Here is a 20,579-nt window from a genome sequence, read left to right on the forward strand (position 1 = left end):
GACCGGTTCAGGCCGAGGGCGCGGGACGGCCGGCCGGGTGGGCCGGGGGTTGCGGGGTCAGCCGGTCCAGGCCCTTGCGGTCGTAGTAGCGGGTCATCGCGAAACCGAAGACCAGGGCGAGCACGGCGCCGACACCGATCATGAGCCAGGCGCGGCCGAGTCCGGCGTCCGTCCGGGCGTCGAAGAAGAGGATGGCGCGCACCCCGTCGCTGAGCTGGCGCATGGGCTCGAAGACGGACAGGAAGCGGTAGAAGCCGGGGACGGCCTGGAGCGGGACGGTGGCGCCCGAGGACGGCAGGCCCAGCACGATGAACACGAACATGGACACGAGCTGCCCGATCCCGCCGAACGCCGCGTTGATCGCCTGGACGCCCAGTCCGACGGCGAGGCTCGCACAGTAGGAGTAGATCCACAGCAGCGGCAGGTGGGTGGCGTCCATGCCGAGGATCGCGACGGTGGCCACCATGACCAGGGAGACCGTGAGCACGGTGATCCCGGCGGTCATGACCATTTTCAGGAGCAGCGTCTGGGTGCGGTCGATCGGGACGGTCGGGCGGCGGGTGTGCCAGGGGCCGATCTCGTTGTCGGCGTAGCCGAGGGCCGTGTCGACGCCGGTGCTGATCAGGTTGCCGCCGAGGAAGCCGGCCAGCACCAGGAGCAGGGTGTAGTAGAACGCGCTCAGCCCCAGACCGCTGTGCGCGCCGATGGGGTGCCCGATGCGGGTGACGACCTGGACGGGGTCGGCGAGGAGCAGCCGGGTGGTGGAATCCGCCCGCGCGGTCACGGGCGACGCGGTCAGCTGCTTGCCGATGGTCGTGGAGGTCTGCTGGGCCGCGGCCGTGGTGATCCGGCTCGCGAGGGACGAACCCAGGCTGCCCATACCGGGGTTGGTGAGCACCGTCATGGTGGGCCGGACCGTGGCGTTCGCCGTGGTCAGCGCGGTGAGGGAGGCGGTGAAGTCCGCGGGGACGACGAGGGCGCCGTAGATCTTGCCGGAGGAGAGTTCGTCCTGGGCCTGCGCGCGGGTGAGTCTGCGCCAGCGCGCCACGCCGCCGGTGTCGTTCGCGACGATGGCCGCGGTGACCTGGGTGCCCACGTTCTGCCGCTGCCCGGGCGGCGGTTTCCCGGTGTCCTCGTTGACCAGCCCGATCGGCAGATGCCGCAGATGCCCGTTCGGGTTGACGATGCCACCCATGTAGAGCAGCGACAGCAGCAGCGCGAGCAGCCCCGTCAGCACGGTGGGCACCAGCCACAGCTTCGGACGGCGCAGGAGCGTGGCCGCCCGGGCCTGGGCGGAAGGACCGGAGGGGCCGCTCCCGCCGCCGGGGCGCGGGGCGTCGCCGCCCGGACCCACGGCGCCCATGGGCTCCTCGGCGCCGTCGTCCGCGGGGTGGTTGCTGTCGGCGTCCATGGTTCTCCGTAGGTTCCGGGGCGGCACGGGGGCGGCGATGAGCGCGCGGCCCCCGGCCGGGGAGTCCGGGGCCGCACGTCAGGTCAGGATCGGGGGTGCGCGCGGGTCACGGACGACGACTCGCCGTAGCTCGGGCGGTGGCGGTGGCGGTGGCGGTGCGCCCGAGACAGCGACGCAAGGCGTCATGGCGTCACGGCTTCGCGGCTTCGCGGCTTCGTGGCTTCACGGCTTCGCGGCTTCACCTGGGCGGCGGTCCACGGCTGCGCGTGGGAGCGCACACCGGCGGCCCCGACCGAACTCTCCCGGGCGGGACTTCGACCGCGAGGCCGGATTCCCCGGTCGCGCGGCCGCCCCACGGGTCGTACGTTCGTCACCCCGGTCGGCGCGTCTCCGGCCGTGTCGCCCGCACGGTGGTCCCGCTTCCCCTCCCGGACACCGCGCGGTCATACCGAACGGGAACGTTCTCCCCGTCCCCGTTGCTTCGCCTCGGATCCGTCCGTCCGTACCCGGGCGTGACGCGGAAGGACGACGTGTGCCGTGTCCCTGCCCCCGCTCGACAGCCTCCCCACACCCACCGTCGCCACAGCCGCGACCACACCGGCACACGCGCCCGCACCGGCACCCGGTGACGGACCGTGCGTCACCCGACCGGACGCCGCCACCCGCCTGACATCCCTCACCCGCGTCACGTCGCTCACCCGCCCCGCCCGCCTGGTCCTCGCGCTGCTCCCCCTGCTGGTCATCGGGACCTGGGCGGCGCTGGACCGGAGCGCCTGGCGCGGCGGCGCCGAACGGCTGGCCGCCGCCGATCCCTGGTGGTTGCTCTCCGGGATCTTCTTCACGCTGCTGGGCTGGGTGGTCGCCGCGTGGATCCGCCAGGGCGCCCTGCCGGAGCGGCTGCCGCCGGGACTGCTGCTGGCGTCTCAACTGGCCGCGGGGGCCGCCAACCTGGTGCTGCCGTCGAGCATCGGCGCCCACGCGGTCACCCTGCGCTTCCTTCGGGGCCGAGGCATCCCGCTGGCTCGCGCCACCGCCTCACTCGCCCTGTACTCACTGGTCAAGCCGGTGGCGAGGATCCCGGTGCTGATCTTCTTCCTGGTGGCCCTCGAAGACACCCGCAGGCTCGGCGGACTCGTCCCGGACGGCCGGACGCTGCTGCCGGTGGCGGCCGGTGTGACACTCGGTCTCGCGGCCGCCTGCGTGCTCCTGACCGTCGTCCGTCCGCTGCGGCGCCCGTCCCTCGGCCTCCTTCGCACCGCGCTGACCGATGTACGCATCCTGCACACCCGGCCCAGCCGCGTCCTGGCCCTCTGGGGCGGATCGGCCCTCGCCCCGGTGCTCCAGGGAACCGTGATCGCCTCGGTGGGCTTCTCGCTCGGGCTGCCGTTGTCGTGGGCGCAGGTGGTGTTCGCGCTGCTGGTCGCCGGCACGGCCGCCGGTGCCGTACCCGCGCCGGGCGGCATCGGCCCGGTGGACGCGGCCCTGGTCTTCACGATGGTCGCGCTGGGCGCCCCGATGACCCTCTCGACGGCCACCGTCATCACCTACCGCGTCCTGACGGTCTGGATCCCCCTGCTCCCGGGCACACTGATCCTCTCGGCCCTGGTGCACCGCAAAGTGCTGTGAGACCGCGAACACTTGTGCCGACTAGGTCAGTTCACCGTCACTGGCGAACTCCCGGACCTTGGGCGGTCCAATATCCCCCGGGGCCGCTGGGTGATGCATCGAGACCGAGACACTTGCAGGCCCGTTTCTACACCGAACTGCGGCGCCCGCTACGGGCCGTGCCGCTGCTGACGGACGTACTCGGACGATACGACGCCAGCCACGCCCGGGAATTGGCGCTGTACCTTTCCTGGCTGGCGGTGGCCTACGCCGACGCCAACGAGTCCGAGGCCGCAGCGGGAACAGCGGGTCGGATGCCCGCCCTCGGGCAAAGTGGCAGCGAGCGCACGGCGGAACGCACGAGGATCGTACTCAATCGGCTGCTGGCCTGTCGCAACGTGCCCGAAGTCGCCGAACTGCTGGCGTCCTGAGCACCCTCGGAGTTGGCTGTCCGCCGGCCGGAGCAACCTCCGGCACATTCCGGGCCTGAGCGGGAGAGGGACCCTCACCGGTTGGGCTTATCTGCACAGTCAGCATCGAAATTGTGAACCAGCACTGGCGTGGTCCTCGCCACCACATACGGCAACAAACCACCGATACAGTCGCAAGACGCCAAGAAGCCCCGTCGAAGTCGAATTCAACGGGGCTTCTTTTCAGCCCATCACAGCCGGATTCGCCAAGCCGGCAGAACAACAGATAGCGATCCTAAATCCGACCAGGACCGTCAGCCAAATCGTCGAGCAGTTGACGTGCAACCGCAGCCACAGCGGCGTCAGAGTCTCGCGTAAGCGATTCGATGATCCCCCTCGACGCCTGCACTGCCGCCCTCGAGTTGTCTTCCCATGAGATCTTTTCCTCATAGGATCGGCGATACTGTGGTGCGGCAGCAGCAGCAGCATCAGCCCACTGTCGAGTGGAATTCACGGCAGAAACCAACTCCAAGATCTCAATCCGGCAAAGCGATTCGGGGATTTCCGCCAATTCCATAAGGAATGGAATTACGCTAGCAGTGGCCTCCGTGAGAACGAATCCCAAGGCACACACCCTGTCCGCCAGTTCCTCAATGGCATCACGAGCGTCACCCTCGCCGGCCCATGCCAACTTTGAGAGCAGCGCCGGAAGTTCTACTGCCGAGCCGGTAGCATCAGAGAGCTCACCCCATCGAACAGTAGGAAGTCGCTTGAGCGGTCTTCCCATTACATCACCCTTGATATAGGTCAGTTATCCGGAGCCCCGACATCACGGCCTGACATTGCGGACACGCTGGGAGCAAGTCCCTGTAGCGGGCGTGATCAAATGGTTTGCGGAGCATAGCTAGACTACTGCTTCCGCGTACCAGATCTCCAGCCTCCATCGCCTGCGCAATGCAGCCTATTTCGGCGCACCCGCCGTGATGGCCGGTTTGATTAATTACCCGACGCAACGACAAGGGGAGACTCCTCAAGGCCTCACTCGACCTGCGCGTGCTGATATCGAAATAAGTATTCCCTGAAGGCGTCAAGAGAACGCTCGCCGCACCCTCATTCTTCCCAGGTGCAAGCCTGGCCAGATCCGTATACGCCCGGAGATCACACTTCAAGCCGTCCGTGTTGTGGACGAGGACTGGCGTGGCACCTGCGAGTACATAGTACGTATGCACCGTACCGACCGTCAGGTCATAAGTGGTGCCGTGGCTGTGGTAGTTGCGGACCCTTATGACCGTGGCAGAGCGGCCGTCGGGACGGCGGAGCTTCGTGCCTGTGGTCAGGTCGTGGGCGTCGGTCCAGCGGTGGTGCGTAGCGTCCCAGAAGGGGTGGTGCCAGGTGGTGGTGAGGGCCTGCGGGGCCCGCCCGTGCGTCTTGGCGTGGGTGCCGGTCGGGGCCGCGTCCACGGTCAGGGTGGTGAAGTCCTTGTCCGTCTTCGTGACGATGACGTTCTGGACCTTCTCCGGAGCCGTGACACCCGTCTGCGGGTCGGTGGCGAGGACCGTGTCCCCGGCCTTGACCGAGCTGATGGGTTTCGACGAGCCGTCCGCCAGACGGACGCCAGTACCGGGCATGAAGCTGTGCGTGGCGCAGCCGGCCGCCCCAGCCCCCGCGTCTTCCGCCGCACGCGCCTCCGTGATGGCGTGTTCGGCCTTGACCGCATCCTCGGCCAGCTTCGCGGCCTCCTCCGCGTCCTTCACCGCGGTGTATGCGCGATCGAGAGAACGCCAGACCTTGAACGCTTCGACGCCGACCTTGATGGCCTTGAAAACCTTGCCCCAAGGAACAGCGGTCAGGGCTGTGTTGATGCAGCCCATGACGTCGCCCTTGGTGAAGCAGTTGTAGGCGTCGGTCAGACCGATGACGTCCGCGACCAGGCTGAGCAGTTGGTGCTGGAGCCCGGATGCCTGCTTCTTCGCCGCCGCGGCAGCCGCGTCCGCGGTGGACTTGGCCCGCTGCACGGCCTTGGCCTCGGCCTGCGGGTCGTACGTCTTCTTGCTGATGTTGCCGCCGCTGGCGCCGAACGAGTGGCCGTCTGAGCACTTGCCGTGGTGGCAGACGGCCTTGTTCGAGCCGCCGGGGTCCACCGGACCGGTCGTGACGACCCGGACCGGGTTGCTCTTGCTGGTGCCGGTGCCGCCGATGGGGTAGCCGATGCCGCACTGGTCGGCCATGCACAGGCCTGACGGGTCCGACTCGGTGACCGGGGAGTCACCGGCGTAGTCGTAGGCGTTCCAGGTCTGCGGGGACCCCGGGTCCAGAATGGGGTCGGGGCTGAGGAAGCGGCCGATGGACGGGTCGTACTCGCGGGCGCCGAGGTTGGTCAGGCCCGTGTTGTCGTCCTGGGTGCCGCCGACGTAGCCCTGTTGCCCGATCCACGTTCCGCTCTGGTCGCGTGACTCGCCGAAGGGCTTGTACTGACGGCGGACCACCTTCTGGGTCTGGGAATCGATCTCCAGCGTGCCGGTGCCCTGGCGGTCGGGGATCAGGTAGGTGAACCTGCCGTCGGAGGAGTGCGTGGCCACGGACTGTCCGCCGATGGAGATGTAACGCACGCCGTCCGCACTGGTGGCACCGGTCTTCAGGGTGATCTCCTCGTCACCCGTGTAGAGGGTCGTGGCGTCGGGGCCGTGCCGGAGCAGAAGGCTGCCACCCGCGTCGTACAGGTACTTCGTGTCACCGCTGGAGCCGGTCGAGGCCAGTTCCGACAGATGGCCTTCGTCGTCGTAGGTGAAGGTGTCCGTTCCCGAACGGGTGGTGCGGGTCCGGGCGTTGCCGTCCTCGTCGTACGTGTAGTAGTTGGTAGTGTCGGCCGCCGCGTCGTCGGGTGTCACCTTGTCCACCTCGGACACCGCGTGGACCGGACCCTTGCCGGTCTTGAACGGGTTGTACGAGGACGTCATGTCGTGGGAGGTGTCGCCCGACGGGTCGTGATCCACCTGGGAGGACCGGGCGCCCGTCGCGTCGTAGTTCCACGACTGCCAGTAGGGCGAGGTGCCGCCGACCGTGGTGGCAGCTCCTGGTGCGGGGGTGGCGGCACAGTCGTCGGTGGCCGTCCACGCGTCCTTCAGACGCTGCGCCCAGTCGTAGCCGAAGCACTGGGTGTCGGTCGCGCCCGTCTGCAGCTTGTCGATGATCTTGGTGACGTTGCCGGACGGCTGGTAGCTGTAGCTGGTCTTGTCGGCGATCGCGGCGCCGGACTGGGTGACGGTCGTGGAGTCCGACAGACGGTGGGTCTGATCGTCGTAGTTCAGGGTCTGCTGGGCGAAGCTGCCCGAGGTTCCGTAGGTGAACTGGTACGGCTCGTCGAACTCCGTGTAGCTGAGCTTGTCGACGTAGTCCCAGCTGTTCGTGGTGCCGCCGACCGACGTGGGACGGCCGAAGGTGTCGTAGTTGTAGGTGACGGTTTCCTGCGGCAGCGAAACGGCGGCGGGGTCCTGGTCGGTGTAACTACGCAGCGTGCCGGTCAGGTTGTACGTGTTCTGATGGGTGTAGGTACCGGCCAGGGCACCCTCTGCGGTGGGGACTACGAGCTGGGTGGCCTGGGGCCAGCCGTGACTGTCGTAGCCGGTCACCTTCTCGGTGTAAGCGGATCCGCCGGTGCCGCCCACGTAGCGGACGGAGGCGGTGGGCCTGCCCTTCTTGAGCGAGTCGTACGTCCAGGAGGCCAACTCGTTGGTCGTCGACGGCGCGGCGCCTCCGGTGATGTCGTACTGGGCCTTCTTGCGGCCCATCTCGTCGTACGCGTAACCGATGACCTTGCCGCGGGCGTCGGTCGTCGTCAGCAACTGGCCGGCGTTGTCGTACGTCGAACTGGAGGAGCCGGTGTCCGGATCGGTCTGGGACGTACGGCGGCCGAGAAGGTCGTAGCCGCTGCTCCAGCTGTGATCCTGGCCGTCGTCCTGGCCGGTCTGGTGGCCCTGCGCGTCGTAGGAGTAGGTGACGGTGTCGGCTGCGCCGCTGGGCGTGGTGCCGTGGTAGCGCAGCAGCTTGACGAGTTGGTCGCGCGCGTCCGTGTACGTGGTGGTGGGAGTGGCGCCGAACGGGGTGGCGCCGGCGGAAGGAGTGATGTCGACGCGGTCGACGCCGGGGTAGGCGGTGGTGGTGCGCCAGGTCTCGGACGCGAAGTGGTAGGCGATCGAGGCGGTCACCCTGCCCGCGCCGTCGTAGACCGTGCCCGTCTGGGACGGGGTCTTGTTGTCGGGCGCGTCGACCAGCGTGCCGGTCGGGGCACCGCCGTTGTAGTACGGGGCGGAGGAACTGACGCTCCAGCCGTGCGAGTCGTAGACGGTGTCGCTGATCGTACGACCGCCGTCGACCGTCGCCGTCTGTGTCTCACGCGGCCGCAGCATCGCGTCGTAGATGGAGACGGAGGTCCGGTAGGTGTTGTCGTCGTCGAGCGTCTGGGTGGTGACCGTGGACGGCACCGACGCGGAGAGGTTGTAGCTGTACTTGGTGTTGGGGTTGTTGTCGGTCGGAAAGCCCGGGCTCCACACCGCGGTGAGGCGGCCCAGCGGATCGTAGGCGCTGGTGGTGGAGTATCCGGCCGCGTCCGTGGTCTTCAGGTCGAGGCCGCGGACGGGGTCCAGCGTGGTCGTGGTGGTGAAGCCGGCGGTCTGGCCGGTGACCTTCGGCCTGGTGACCGTGATGGACGTCGGGGAGGGCCCGGTCGGCGGGTTGTAGGCGGTGGTCGTGACGCGGCCGTCGGCGTCGGTCTCGGTGAGTTCACGGCCGTAGGAGTCGTAGGTGTTCTTCAGCGCCGTGATGTAGTGCGGAGTGCCGTCGGCCGCCACCGAGTCGGCCTTCTGGACCATCGTCACATCGCCCTTGGTGGGGGCGGCGGTGTTGTCCGTGGATCCGTCGAAGAACGTCAGATCGTCACTGAGCAGGTCCTGGGGGTACTTCGGGGCGGTCGCGCAGGAGACGGCGAGCTCCTGGACCCGGCGCGGCACCGGCAGAAGGTTGCCGGAGCCGTCCGCGTCGTACCAGGTGCGGGTGCACTTGTCGTCCTTGGACGTCCCTGTGTCGCCCAGGTCGTCCACGCTCTGCGGCAGACCGGTGGCGGCGTCGATCGTGTAGTCGACCTCGGTGGTGCGGGTGGTGCCGTCCGCCTTGGTGGTCGCGGTGCGGGCCCGCTGGATGTTGGTGCGGCGCGCGATCAGCGGGTCCAGACCGGCCTTCGTACGCGCTTGGGTAGCCGTCGCCGCCGAGCTCCAGGGGTCGGTGACGCCGTCCGAGAGCAGGGCGCCGCCGTCACCGTCGAAGGACTGCGCTTCGAAGGTCTGGCCGGCCAGCCAGTCGGAGTCCTTCTGCGGGTCGTCCTTGGCCCTGTCGTTGAGCGTGACGGTGCGCGTACCGATGGAGTTCTTGTCGCCGTCCATCCCGCGGAAGAACATGTCCCGGGACAGCGTGATCTTCGCCGGTGCGGTGCCGGTGCGGGTTTCGACCGTGCCGTAGCCGCGCCACTGGTTCCAGGTGCGGTATTTGGCCTGGGTCAGCGGGTCGTCGTTGTAGTGCCAGGCCGGGTCGCCCACATAGGTGTACGACGTCTGGACGGGCAGGCCCCCGGCCGTCGGGTCCTGCGTCGTCACCGAGTTGACGAGGAACTTGTTGAACCAGTCCAGCTGCGGGGAGGTCTGCCCCGGCGGGGTCCAGTACTGCGGATAGCAGCGGAGGGTGTTGCCGTCCTGGCTGGACGGCAGGAGCGGGGTGCCCGTGCGGTGACACTGGGGTCCGGTGTAGTTGACGGTGATCACTTCACCGGACTCGGTGGTGACCGTGGTCATCCGGTAGCGGGTGATCGGCTGGTAACCGTCGAGACCGTCCACCCGGTTGGCGAGGGCCTGCCCGGCGAACTTCACCGGAGGCAGGTCAAGGCTTCCGCCGTCCTTGCCGGTGTGCACGATCTGGCTCAGCCACAACGAGGGAGTGGTGGTGTCGCCTGTCGTCGGAAAGGTGTGGGTCAGGGTCCAGACGTCGACGTCCTTGTACGTCGTACCGACCAGGGCCTGGGTACGGATCCCCGTCAGACGCTTGGTGGTGAAGAACGTCGGGCCGTGGTTGTTGCAGGTCCCCGAGGACGCGCAGGTCTGGTCGACCGGGACGTCGGGCCAGTGCGTCGCGTTGGTGCTCGTCATCTTCGAGGAGGCGCAGTCGAAGGTCGAGTCCGCCAGGCAGCGCTCGGAGGTGTCGAAGAGCACCTGGGCGGCGGCCGGGGCGGTGGTGTCGTAGACCTTGCCCGCGAGCTGTCCGTACTGGATCTTGGCGAGGTAACCGCCCCGCGCGTACGTGGTGGGGGTGGTGCCGTTGTCACGGCCGTAGTAGCCGGTCTCGGGCGCGTACCAGTAGCTGATGGCGTTGCCGTGCGGGTCGACGGTGTAGTCGAGGTTCCACCGGTAGCCCTGCTGACACCAGGAGTTGGCGAACGTCGAAGCGTGGCACGGCTCGTTGGCATCGTTGCCGTAGACGGGCGTGGTGAACACCGAGTTGGTGGTGTCGTTGCCCGTCGCCCAGCCGGGCAGCCGGTTCCTGCCGAAGTAGTACTGCGTGCCGTCGGCCGTGGTGACGACGAAGTATTCGTTGTCGTTGTCACCGTTGACCGTGTCGGTCCTGATCTCGATCTTCTCGCCGTTGTCGCCCTGCGGGTGCCACAGACCGGTCTTGTCGTCGTGGACGAGCGTGTTGGACGAGCCGTTCAGGGACAGGGTGAGCGAGTCGACGTCGTCGGACCAGCACTCGTCCGAGGTCTTCGGGGAGCCGCTCGCCGCGTCATCGGAGCAGGAGGCGTAGCTGCGCTCGACGAAGCCGGGCGAGTAGTCCCAGCCGTCTCCGATCCAGGAGGACTGGGCGTTCGTGGAGGAGGTGCGCCCGTCGACGCTCTGGGAGCTGTAATCGAGGGACACGTTCGGGGCCAGGCTGCCGGGAACGTCGGGCACGGAGACGGGGTACGAGTAGCTGAAGGCGCCGGCCGAACCCCCTGCCGACCATTGGCCGGACGGAGCCAGCGAAGTGGCCCCGTAGCTGCCGCCGCCACCCGATGCGGCCGCTTCCGCCGCGAGTACCAACGGCCGGGCCGTGGCCGAGGCGGACACGCCGACCGAGGCCGAGACCGTCCGGGCCTCGGTGTTGTTGTCCGACACCAGCGGAGTGCGCGCACGGCACTCAGCGGCCTGCGGAGTGGTCAGCGCGCAGGCGGGTAACCGTACGAGGCGGAGCCTTCCGGCCCAGTCGCCGCCGAAGGCGTCCTTGAAAGCCGAGTAGTCGAGGCTCACTCGGGCGGTACCGGCCGAGGTTCCGGCCTCCGGCGCGACAGCAAGAACCACACCTCGTACACCGAGCTTCCGCGCGACCGCCTGGCCGGGCAAGGAGACCCGCACGTGGGCGCCTGCCCTCAGGCTGTGCACGCCCTTCGCCGGCGTGACGGTCACAGGGATGCCGGCGGTCCGTTCCGCCGCCGCGGCCGGCGCGGAGACCGCCAGATCGGCGGTCCTCTTCGCGGGCCACGTCCGGCGCGCGGAGGCGGCGCTCCAGCGAGCCATCGCCGGCGGCTTCACGGCCTTGCCCCTGACCGGCGAAACGGCGACCGGCTTCTCCTGTCTCGCCTTCACGAGATAATTCGCATGCCGCCCGTCCGCGAATGCGTCAGTCGGCGCGGTCAACCCCAGGATCAGGCCGAGTGTGCCGATCCCGACGATCCACAGTGCGGGCACCCTGCGAATCCGCATGGTCTTCCTGTAAATCCGCCAACGTAATTTGCGACGCACTCCGGCCCCCCCCATTCCAGCATGACAACCAAAGGCAAAGTCGATCAGATGATCGACGATCCCCACAGCCCCTTCACAGAAGAAAAGGTATAGAAATTACCATGCGTAGCCCTTCATTCGATCAAACACCATGCCCATACTGATCATTTTCGCCATAAAAACGGTCATCTATGCAAGATCAACCTCAACTTGCCTACCTGTCGGCAAAGAGTTGCATTCGTCGGCCGCATAACGAGCATCTTCACCGGGCGACCATTTTCAGCCACGCCGGTTGCCCCTTTGTCGAGAATTCGGATAGCGTCCCTCGCGCCCATGGGCGCTTTCCACTCGGACTAAAATTGGGGGGCAGATGTCCGACTTCCTCCGCCGACGTTCGTCCGGCGGTCCACTCAAAAATGGCGTGCGAATACCGAGCCGATTCCTGGTCCTTGCCACGGTCGGCGCGCTCTGCATGACTCCGCTCGCGATAAATCCTGCCGCGGCCGACCCCGCGCCCGGCTCCGTGGCGGATGTCAACGCCGGCCAGCCGGACCTGACTCCAGCACCATCGGACGACACGGTGCCGCCGGAGCCGACCGGCTCCCTGCGTCCGAGCGACGGCGGCGGCTTCACCGCGACCGAACAGGCAGCGTTGTCCAGCGCACAGAAGCGGGCCGCGGCGACCGGCCGGCCGGCTCGCGTCGACGCCCTCACGACCGAGACCGCCACCACGACAGCGAACCCGTCCGGAACCGTCACCTACGACTCGAACCTGCTGCCGGTACGGGTGCGCAAAGCCGGCCGCTGGGCCCCCGTCGACGCTACCCTGACGCGCAATGCCGACGGCACCTGGAGCCCCCGGGCGGCGGCCGAGCCCCTTGCGCTTTCCGGCGGCGGCGCCGCCCCCCTGGCAACCATGACGAAGGGCAAGGCCTCTCTGGCTCTGTCCTGGCCCCGGGCACTGCCGGCCCCGCGCGCCTCCGGCGCGACCCTGACCTACCCCGAGGTGCTGCCGGGCGTGGACCTGCGGGCCACCGCCGACACCCAGGGCGGCTGGTCCGAGGTGCTGGTCGTGAAGAATGCCAAGGCCGCGGCCGACCCCGCGCTCGCCCGACTCGCCCTGACCACCAAGAGCAAAGGCGTGACCGTCACGGACGACGGCCACGGCAACCTTGCCGCGACCGGTTCAGAGGGCCAGGTGCTCTTCAGCGCCCCGCAGCCCGCGATGTGGGACTCCAGCGGCCTCGGCTCCTCGCACGCGCATGCCGAAGCGGGCCCCGCGCCGAAGGCTCGGGTGGCCCGCGTCCGAGGACGCCTGCACGGCCGGACCCTGTCCCTCGTCCCGGACGCCGCACTGCTCGGCGACGCACACACCCGGTTCCCGGTGTTCATCGACCCGACCTGGAACCCGCACTACGCCAGCGGCGCGAAGCAGCACTACGTCGAGACCCAGCAAGGCTGCCCCACCGCGAAGAACTTCGACTCCACGCAGTATGGCGACCCGGGCGTCGGCTACAACAGCTGGTCCGGCTGCATCGGCGGAGAGCGCTCCTACTTCCAACTGGCCGTACCCTCCAGCATCCTCGGCACGCACATCGTCTCGGCCACGGTAGACGCCAAGGAGAACTACTCCGCCAGTTGCAGTCTCTCCTCGGACGTCTCGCTCTACTGGTCCGGAGCGATCAGCTCGGGTACCACCTGGAACAACAAGCCGTCCTTGACGAGCAAGCTGGCCACCAAGAGCTTCGGCCCGGCCTGCACCAGTGAGCCCTCCGGCGGGTTCTCCGTGACCTCCACCATCGCCAAGGGCGCGGCCGCGCACTGGAAGAGCTGGAGCTTCGCCCTGGTCAACAGCCAGAGCGGCAGCGGTGACGGCAACTACTTCAAGCGGTTCGACAACAACCCCTCCATGTCCATCACCTACAACCACGTGCCCAACAAGCCCGGCACCCTGGCTACGAAGGTCGGCTCCACGTCGCTCGGCTGCGGCACCACCGCGCCCTACCCGATCGTCGGCAAGACCCTGGCCACCACTCCTCCCACGCTCAACGCCAAGGTCAGTGACACCGACAAGGACGCCCTGGCCGCGACGTACTCGTACTGGGTCGGAAGCGGGACCGCCTCCACGGCGACCAGCGCAACCGTCGCCAGTGGCGCCAACGCGCCGAAACAGTTGTCGACCTCGTTCATGAGCGGCCTGGCCGACGGCAGCCTGGTCAGCTGGAAGGTCACATCCAGCGACGGCGAGGACACCTCCGCCCCGTCGGCGACCTGTCACTTCACCGTGGACCTGCACAGCCCCGCGCAGCCGACGGTCAAGACCGCGGACAACCTCTACAAGGAGGACGTGGCAGGCACCACCGCCGCCGGCACCCCGGGCAGATTCACCGTGTCGGTGAACCCCGGCAGCAGCGGCAACAACGCCTCCAAGTTCCTCTTCGGACTCGACGCGGCCCCGTCCGTGTCGAACACGCCGGCCGACCAGACCGCGACGGCGAGCAACAACGCGGCCACGATCACCGTGACGCCGGTGGCACCCGGCACCCACACCCTCTATGTGTACGCGGTCGACTCGGCCGGGAACGTCTCGACCCAGCAGCAGTACGTATTCACCGCGCTGGGTCACGCCGGGAAGACGTACGCCAGCCTGCAAGCCGCCTACAACAACACCGCCACGACCGACGACACCAAGCCGACCACTGGCGACGCCGACGGCGTGGGTGCCACGCTCTCGTTGCAGGATCTCAAGGCGGCCGGATGGCAGCCCGGCGGCAAGATCACCGTGGACGGGGCGGCCTTCACCCTTCCCAGCTTCGGCTCCTCCGGCGGCGACAACGTCATGGCCGCCAACCAGACCATCCAGATGAACGGCGCCAGCGGCCAGGCCCTCGTCTTCCTCGGCTTCTCCACCTACGGCTTCGTCGCCTCCGAGCACCAGGACGGCGACACCACGAACCCCGTGGTCCCCGACAGCACCAACATCTCGGCCACCGATTGCAGCCTGGGCAACAGCACATACGAGGACTGCACCACTCCCACCGGGGCCGTCACGTACGGCGACGGCACATCACAGCCCTACTACCTGACCATGCCCGACTGGGTCCACGGCTCGGACTCCCTGGCCGCCGTCACCCTGCTGCACCGCAACACTCCGAGCGCCCGGGAGACCCGTAGCACCAACATCTACGCCTTCGCGGTCCCGTTGAAGGCCGGAGCCACCGTCAACTCGGTGACGCTGCCCGACCTGGCCGCCGCAGCGCGCAAGTACGTGCCGGGAATGCACATCATCGGCATGTCCGTTCGCAACACCACCTCCGCGTCGGGCGGCGCCACGTGGACGGGCACCTGGAGCGCACCCACCGAGGAACGGTTCCAGTTCTCCGGCATGGGCGCCTTCAGCAACCAGACCATCCGGACGGTCACCCAGACCAGCGCCGGCGGCGACAACGTCCGGCTGCGGCTGTCCAACGCCCTGGGCACCGACCCCCTGACGCTCGACCACGTCACTGTCGCCCCGTACAGCAGCGGCGCGACGACCCTTTCCGCACCCGTGGACGTGTCCTTCGGCGGCAGCAAGTCGGTCGTGATTCCCGAGGGCGGCGAGCTCTACAGCGACCCGATCCCGATGACCGTGAACCCCGGCACCTCGCTGACAACCAGCATGCACCTGGTCAACAAGGTGAACTACCTGGTCATGCATCCGTGGGCGGCCACGGACACGCTCAGCTACGTCAGCGCCGTCGGCAGCGGCGATCACACCGCCGATACCGCGGACACCGCGTTCACCGCGACGGGCAGTACATCCGGCCGCTTCTCCGACATCCTCACCGAAGTCGACGTCACCACCTCGGATCACCGGCCCGCGGTGGCCGTGCTGGGTGACGGACTGATCAACACCCGCACCGCGGGCAACACGGCCGCTACCAGCGCACAGCGCTTCAACCAGCGGCTGTCCTACCGCTTGCGCACCAACACCGACGGCATTCCGGTCTACGGTGTCCTGGCCTCCGGGATCGAGAACAACTACCTCGGAACGGACCAGGGCGCGGGTGCCGGCGGCCGCGCCGCGGCAACGCGCCTGGACCGGGACATCCTGTCGGTCCCCAACATCCGCACCGTCGTGGTCACCCAAGGCCTCGAGGACATCGTCGCCGGTCACGACGATGTCGACATCGACAATGCTCTCGGGCTTCTCCGCGACCAGCTCAAGGGGTGGGGCATCAAGGTCGTCCTCACCACCCTGACGCCCTGCGACGGTTACGGCGCCTGCACGGCGACGGTCGACCAGAACCGCATCGACACGAACACGTGGATCACCGACCAGTCCGACATTACGTCGCCGGGCCTCAGCTCTGTGGACGCGGAACCCGTCGTATCCGTGACGGACATGGCCAGCACGAGGGATCCGCAGGCGCTGAAGCTGGGCAGTGACGCGGCGCCCGCGGACTTCGACTCCGGGGATCACGTCAACCTGACGGCGGACGGATACAGCGCGATCAGCGACACGTTCGACCTGGCCGCGCTCGGGCCCAACCCCTAGCGCACACCCCGGTGAGGCAGCAGGCGCTCCCCGCACGACTTCCGGTGTGCGGGGAGCGCCTGTGTCCGGGCTCGGCCACCCGGCCCCGGATCCGCGTCCGGGGCCGGTGCGAGGTCAGCCCTCGTCCGGGGTGAGTCGCAGCGAGATGCTGTTGATGCAGTAGCGCTGGTCCGTCGGCGTCGCGTAGCCCTCGCCCTCGAAGACGTGGCCGAGGTGCGAGCCGCAGCGGGCGCAGCGCACCTCCGTGCGCACCATGCCGTGCGAGCGGTCCTGGATCAGCTCGACGGCGTCGGAGTCCTTCGGGTCGTAGAAGGACGGCCAGCCGCAGTGCGACGCGAACTTCTCCGTGGAGGTGAAGAGCTCGGAGCCGCACGCGCGACAGGAGTAGACGCCCTTCTCCTTGGTGTCGGTGTACTCGCCGGTGAAGGCAGGCTCGGTGCCCGCCTTGCGCAGCACCGTGTACTCGGCCGGGGTCAGCTCCGCGCGCCACTGCTCGTCCGGCTTTTCGATGTCGTACGACATGAAGCTCAACCCCTCACGTTCAAGGAGGCCCGCTGTGGGGCCACGGTCACTCGGCCAGGCGGGCGAGGATCTCCGGTCCGAGATCGGTCACGTCGCCGGCGCCCATGGTGAGAACGAGATCACCGGCCTTCGTCATTCCCGCGACGACGGACGGGACCTCGTTCTTGTCGTGGACCGGTGTCACCTCGGCGCCCGCGGTCCGCGCGGCCTGGATGATCAGCTCGCTGGTGACACCGGGGATCGGGTCCTCGCGGGCCGGGTAGATGTCCAGGACGACCGAGGCGTCCGCAAGGGACAGGGCCTCGCCCATCTCCTTGGCCAGCTCCTGGGTGCGGGAGAACAGGTGCGGCTGGAAGACCACGAGGATGCGGCCCGAGGTCCCGGCGCGCATGGCCTCCAGGTCGGCCGTCATCTCGGTCGGGTGGTGCGCGTAGGAGTCGATGACCTGGACGCCGGCCGCCTCGCCCTTCAGCTGGAGGCGGCGCTTCACCCCGGTGTAGGAGGCGAGCGCGGGGGCCAGCTCGGCGGCCGGGATGCCCAGGGCGGCGCCCGCGGCCAGCGCGGCCACCGCGTTGTGCGCGTAGTGGCGGCCGGGGACGGAGACCGTGAAGGTCAGCTCGGCGCCGTCCAGCAGGACCGTCACCTCGCTCTTCAGCCCCTGCGGGATCACGGACAGCACCCGGACGTCGGCGTCGGCGGCGTCGCCGTACGTCACGACGCGCACGGCACGGCCGGCGAGGCGCCGGGTCAGCTCGCGGGCGCCCTCGTGGTCCGAGGAGATCACCAGCGTGCCGCCCTCGGAGACACGGCCCACGAACGTCTCGAAGGACTCGTAGATCTCTTCCATGGACGCGTAGTTGGCGTGGTGGTCGAGCTCCACGTTGAGGATGATCGCGACCTCGGGCGCGTACTTGTGGAAGCTGCGGTCCGACTCGTCGGCCTCGGCGACGAAGATCTCGCCCTCGCCGTGCAGGGCGTTCGAACCGGGGGCGTCGAGGTCGCCGCCGATGGCGTACGAGGGGGCGAGGCCCAGCGTCGACAGGGACACGGCCAGCATCGAGGTGGTGGTCGTCTTGCCGTGGGTGCCGGCGACCGCGATCGGGCGCAGTCCGTCCATCAGGCGGGCCAGGGCGTCCGAGCGGTGGACGACCGGGATGCCGAGCTCGGCCGCGCGGGCGAGCTCCGGGTTGTCGGCGCGGATCGCGGAGGAGACGACGACGCAGGTGGCGTCCGGGGCGAGGTGGTCGGCCGCGTGGCCGATGTGGACCGTCGCGCCCAGCGCGCGCAGCGCCTCGGCGGTGGCGGACTCCTTGGCGTCACTGCCCGCCACGGCGGCTCCACGCTGGGCGAGGATCTTCGCGATGCCCGACATCCCGGCGCCGCCGATGCCGATGAAGTGCGGTCGGTCCATCGCGGTAGGAAGGCCGGGTGCCATGCGTGTTTCTCCCCAAGATCCGGTACGAAGGTGGGCGCGTTCTCCCGAAGGGAACGCGGGCCCAGCCTATTGGGTACGGCGGACAGCGCCTCACAAGGGACACCGGGGGGCTCGCCAGGGACACCGGGGCGCCTCCGCGGGACACCCGGGCGCCCGGCACGGGACACCCCGCGCCGGGTCACGCCTTGCTGTGCGAGAACAGCTTCAGGACCGGTACGCCGACCTTGTGGCGGGCCCGGGAGGCCCAGTCGCGGTGGAAGAACTCCTCCACGTAGTGCGGGTCGGTCAGCACGATGACCTCGTCTGCCTCCACCTGGTCGACCAGGCTCTTCAGCGCGTCGAGGGGGTGGTCCTCGATCAGCCGGCCCTCGGCGGTGCTGCCGGAGGCCCGCAACGCCACCAGCGACACCTCCAGCGCCCGCTCGCCCTGGCCGGCGGCCTCCTCGCCCTCGGGTGTCTCGCCCTCGCGGGCCGCCTCGTCGATCTCGCCCATCGCGACGTCGTCGATGGCCCGCAGCAGCCGGTCCGCCTGGTCGCCCCGGGGCTGGAGCAGCACGTGGAAGGCGACCGTCTCGTCGCCGTGCAAGGTGGTGACGAACTCCACGTCGGCGGACGTCAGGGCCTTCTCGATCATCAATACGCTCGTGAACACGACAGGCGCCCTTCTCGTCCGTGGGCCGTCCCGGCCCCCTGCGGAAACCATCCTGCCCCGTAACAACACGGGTACTGCGCGAATTAGTGTGCCCGTCCGAAGAGAAACGGAATCTAAGATTCCGACTGCCGGTCAGATCGACGGTAGCGGCTGTAGAGGAACCCGGCCTCTTCCAGCAAGGTCACCAGTTCGAAGCGCCGGGGAACCGGTACCGAGGGTCCTCCGGCGATCCGCTGGGCGTCGCCCGCCACGAGCATCGGGGACAGCGTCACGCACATCTCGTCCAGGACGCCGGCCGCGATCCACTGGCCGAGCAGTCTGGGCCCGCCCTCGGTGAGCAGCCTGGTGTGCCCGAGGTCGCCCAGGGCCCGTACGGCACGGGCGGGATCGATCCCCGCGCCGTCGCCGGCGATCACCACCCGCGCCCCGGCCCGCTCGGCCGCGGCGATCCGCTCCGGGGCGGCCGCGGCACCGGTGAGCACCAGCGTGGGCACCAGGGGCGAGGTGAACAGCGGCAGCGAGAAGTCCAGGTCGAGGCTCGCGGTGACCACCGCGATCGCGGGCGCGGGGCCCTGCCCGGCGGCCTTCCTCATGGCCGCGAAGGCCTCCCGCGCGCGAGCCGGCCGGTAGCCCTCCTGCCGGACGGTCTCCGCCCCGACGACCACGACGTCCGCGAGCGCCCTGAGGACGCCGAAGATCCTCATGTCGGTGGCGTTCGAGATGGGCTGCGAGCGCCCCTCGTGCTGGGCGGCGCCGTCGAGGGTGGACACCATGTTGGCCCGGAGCCAGGGCGACCGGACGCCGGGATACGCATAGGCCTCGGCCAGTTCCCCGAGCTCCCACTCGCGCTCCGTCACATCCGTCCCGGAGGCCTCGCCGGAGGGCTGGACTGCTGTTTCGTAGGTCACAGGGAACAGGCGTCGCATGGGTTGCAGTGTGGCACGGCGCATAGAGTGGGTAACCGTGTCGTCCACCTCCACCGCCTCCGCGATCGACCCGATAGCCGAAGCGGCCCCGCTGTCCCTGTGCGCCCGCGAGCCGCACGTCCCCGCCGACCGGCTCGTCGCCGAGATGGTGCCGCCGCCGCGCTTCGACTCGGTCCGCTTCGCCACGTACATCCCGGACCCGAACCAGCCCAGCCAGCCCGAGGCCGTGGGCATCCTCGAACGGTTCGCGGCGGGGCTCGGCGGAGCACACGCCGTGGGCGCTCCCAAGCGCAGGCTCTTCGGCTTCGGCAAGGCCCCGAAGACGCCGACCGGCCCCCGGGGTGTCTATCTGGACGGCGGCTACGGCGTCGGCAAGACCCACCTCCTCGCCTCCCTGTGGCACGCGACCCCGGCGGAGCCCTCGCTCAAGGCGTTCGGCACCTTCGTGGAGCTGACGAACCTGGTCGGCGCGCTCGGCTTCCAGAAGACCGTGCAGACCCTCTCCGGGCACCGCCTCCTGTGCATCGACGAGTTCGAGCTCGACGACCCGGGGGACACCGTCCTCGTCTCTAGCCTGCTCGGCAGGCTGGTCGACGCGGGCGTGGCGCTCGCCGCCACCTCGAACACCCTGCCGGGCAAGCTCGGCGAGGGCCGGTTCGCCGCCGCCGACTTCCTGAGGGAGATCCAGGGGCTGTCCGCGCGGTTCCGCCCGCTGCGCATCGACGGTGAGGACTACCGCCACCGCGGCCTGCCCGAGGCGCCCGACCCGTTCTCCGACGAGCAGGTCACCAAGGCCGCGTACGCGACCGACGGCGCCTCCCTGGACGACTTCCCGCATCTGCTCGGGCATCTCGCCCGCGTCCACCCCAGCCGGTACGGCGCCCTGACCGACGGGGTCGAGGCGGTCTGCCTCACCGACGTCCAGCCCGTCGCGGACCAGTCGACGGCGCTGCGGCTCGTCGTGCTCGCCGACCGGCTGTACGACCGTGAGGTGCCCGTCCTCGCCTCGGGAATGCCCTTCGACCGGCTGTTCAGCGAGGAGATGCTGAACGGCGGCTACCGGAAGAAGTACTTCCGCGCGATCTCCCGGCTGACCGCGCTCGCCCGCGACGCGAAGGGGCTCGTGGAGGGCCAGGGAGCGTAGTCGCGGTACCGCGACGAACAGCGAACACCGGTCCCTGTACGGCGTCCGCCCACGACGGCACGAACCCCTCCCGGCCGACCCGGCGGCAACCGCACCCCCGCGACGTAAAGTGGAATGGACAGACAAACTGGGCGGCTC

General features: G+C 69.0%; 10 protein-coding genes. 4 read left to right on the forward strand and 6 right to left on the reverse strand.

Features of this window, described 5'->3' with window-relative positions:
- Positions 1–7 precede the first annotated feature (7 nt).
- The gene (locus tag ACZ4AA_RS14485) at positions 8–1,411 is read right to left on the reverse strand and encodes a YhgE/Pip domain-containing protein (RefSeq protein ID WP_467600922.1); all 1,404 of its coding nucleotides are present in this window, start codon (positions 1,409–1,411) and stop codon (positions 8–10) included.
- Between the two features lie 537 nt (positions 1,412–1,948).
- Between ACZ4AA_RS14485 and ACZ4AA_RS14490 the strand changes: the two genes are divergently transcribed.
- Together ACZ4AA_RS14490 and ACZ4AA_RS14495 are read left to right on the forward strand one after the other, a co-directional pair.
- Positions 1,949–3,037 (forward strand): lysylphosphatidylglycerol synthase transmembrane domain-containing protein, encoded by a 1,089-nt coding sequence (locus ACZ4AA_RS14490; RefSeq protein WP_467600925.1) that lies wholly within the window; start codon positions 1,949–1,951, stop codon positions 3,035–3,037.
- Positions 3,038–3,195: 158 nt separating this feature from the next.
- Positions 3,196–3,447, forward strand: a complete 252-nt coding sequence (locus ACZ4AA_RS14495) for a hypothetical protein (RefSeq protein ID WP_467600928.1) — start codon at positions 3,196–3,198, stop codon at positions 3,445–3,447.
- A gap of 770 nt (positions 3,448–4,217) precedes the next feature.
- Here the strand turns inward: ACZ4AA_RS14495 and ACZ4AA_RS14500 are convergent.
- Positions 4,218–11,204: an RHS repeat-associated core domain-containing protein gene (locus ACZ4AA_RS14500; RefSeq protein WP_467600931.1), complete on the reverse strand. Its 6,987-nt coding sequence runs from the start codon at positions 11,202–11,204 to the stop codon at positions 4,218–4,220.
- A gap of 490 nt (positions 11,205–11,694) precedes the next feature.
- Here ACZ4AA_RS14500 and ACZ4AA_RS14505 point away from each other — a divergent pair, with 490 nt between their 5' ends.
- The gene (locus ACZ4AA_RS14505) at positions 11,695–15,762 is read left to right on the forward strand and encodes an SGNH/GDSL hydrolase family protein (protein WP_467600933.1); all 4,068 of its coding nucleotides are present in this window, start codon (positions 11,695–11,697) and stop codon (positions 15,760–15,762) included.
- Between the two features lie 114 nt (positions 15,763–15,876).
- Here ACZ4AA_RS14505 and msrB read toward each other — a convergent pair whose 3' ends face one another.
- The 4 genes from msrB to ACZ4AA_RS14525 form a co-directional block, all read right to left on the reverse strand.
- The gene (msrB, locus tag ACZ4AA_RS14510) at positions 15,877–16,284 is read right to left on the reverse strand and encodes a peptide-methionine (R)-S-oxide reductase MsrB (RefSeq protein WP_467600936.1); all 408 of its coding nucleotides are present in this window, start codon (positions 16,282–16,284) and stop codon (positions 15,877–15,879) included.
- Between the two features lie 46 nt (positions 16,285–16,330).
- Positions 16,331–17,719 (reverse strand): UDP-N-acetylmuramate--L-alanine ligase, encoded by a 1,389-nt coding sequence (murC, locus tag ACZ4AA_RS14515; protein WP_467600938.1) that lies wholly within the window; start codon positions 17,717–17,719, stop codon positions 16,331–16,333.
- Positions 17,720–17,897: 178 nt separating this feature from the next.
- Positions 17,898–18,371 carry an indole-3-glycerol phosphate synthase gene (locus tag ACZ4AA_RS14520; RefSeq protein WP_339132136.1) on the reverse strand — a complete coding sequence of 158 codons (474 nt, stop codon included), beginning with the start codon at positions 18,369–18,371 and terminating at the stop codon, positions 17,898–17,900.
- A 113-nt stretch (positions 18,372–18,484) separates the two neighbouring features.
- Positions 18,485–19,297, reverse strand: a complete 813-nt coding sequence (locus ACZ4AA_RS14525; RefSeq protein WP_467600941.1) for a pyrimidine reductase family protein — start codon at positions 19,295–19,297, stop codon at positions 18,485–18,487.
- Between ACZ4AA_RS14525 and zapE the strand changes: the two genes are divergently transcribed.
- Positions 19,296–20,441, forward strand: a complete 1,146-nt coding sequence (gene zapE, locus ACZ4AA_RS14530; RefSeq protein WP_467600944.1) for a cell division protein ZapE — start codon at positions 19,296–19,298, stop codon at positions 20,439–20,441. The genes ACZ4AA_RS14525 and zapE overlap by 2 nt on opposite strands.
- Positions 20,442–20,579 lie beyond the last annotated feature (138 nt).

The organism is Streptomyces sp. NPDC024698 (genome assembly GCF_055559015.1).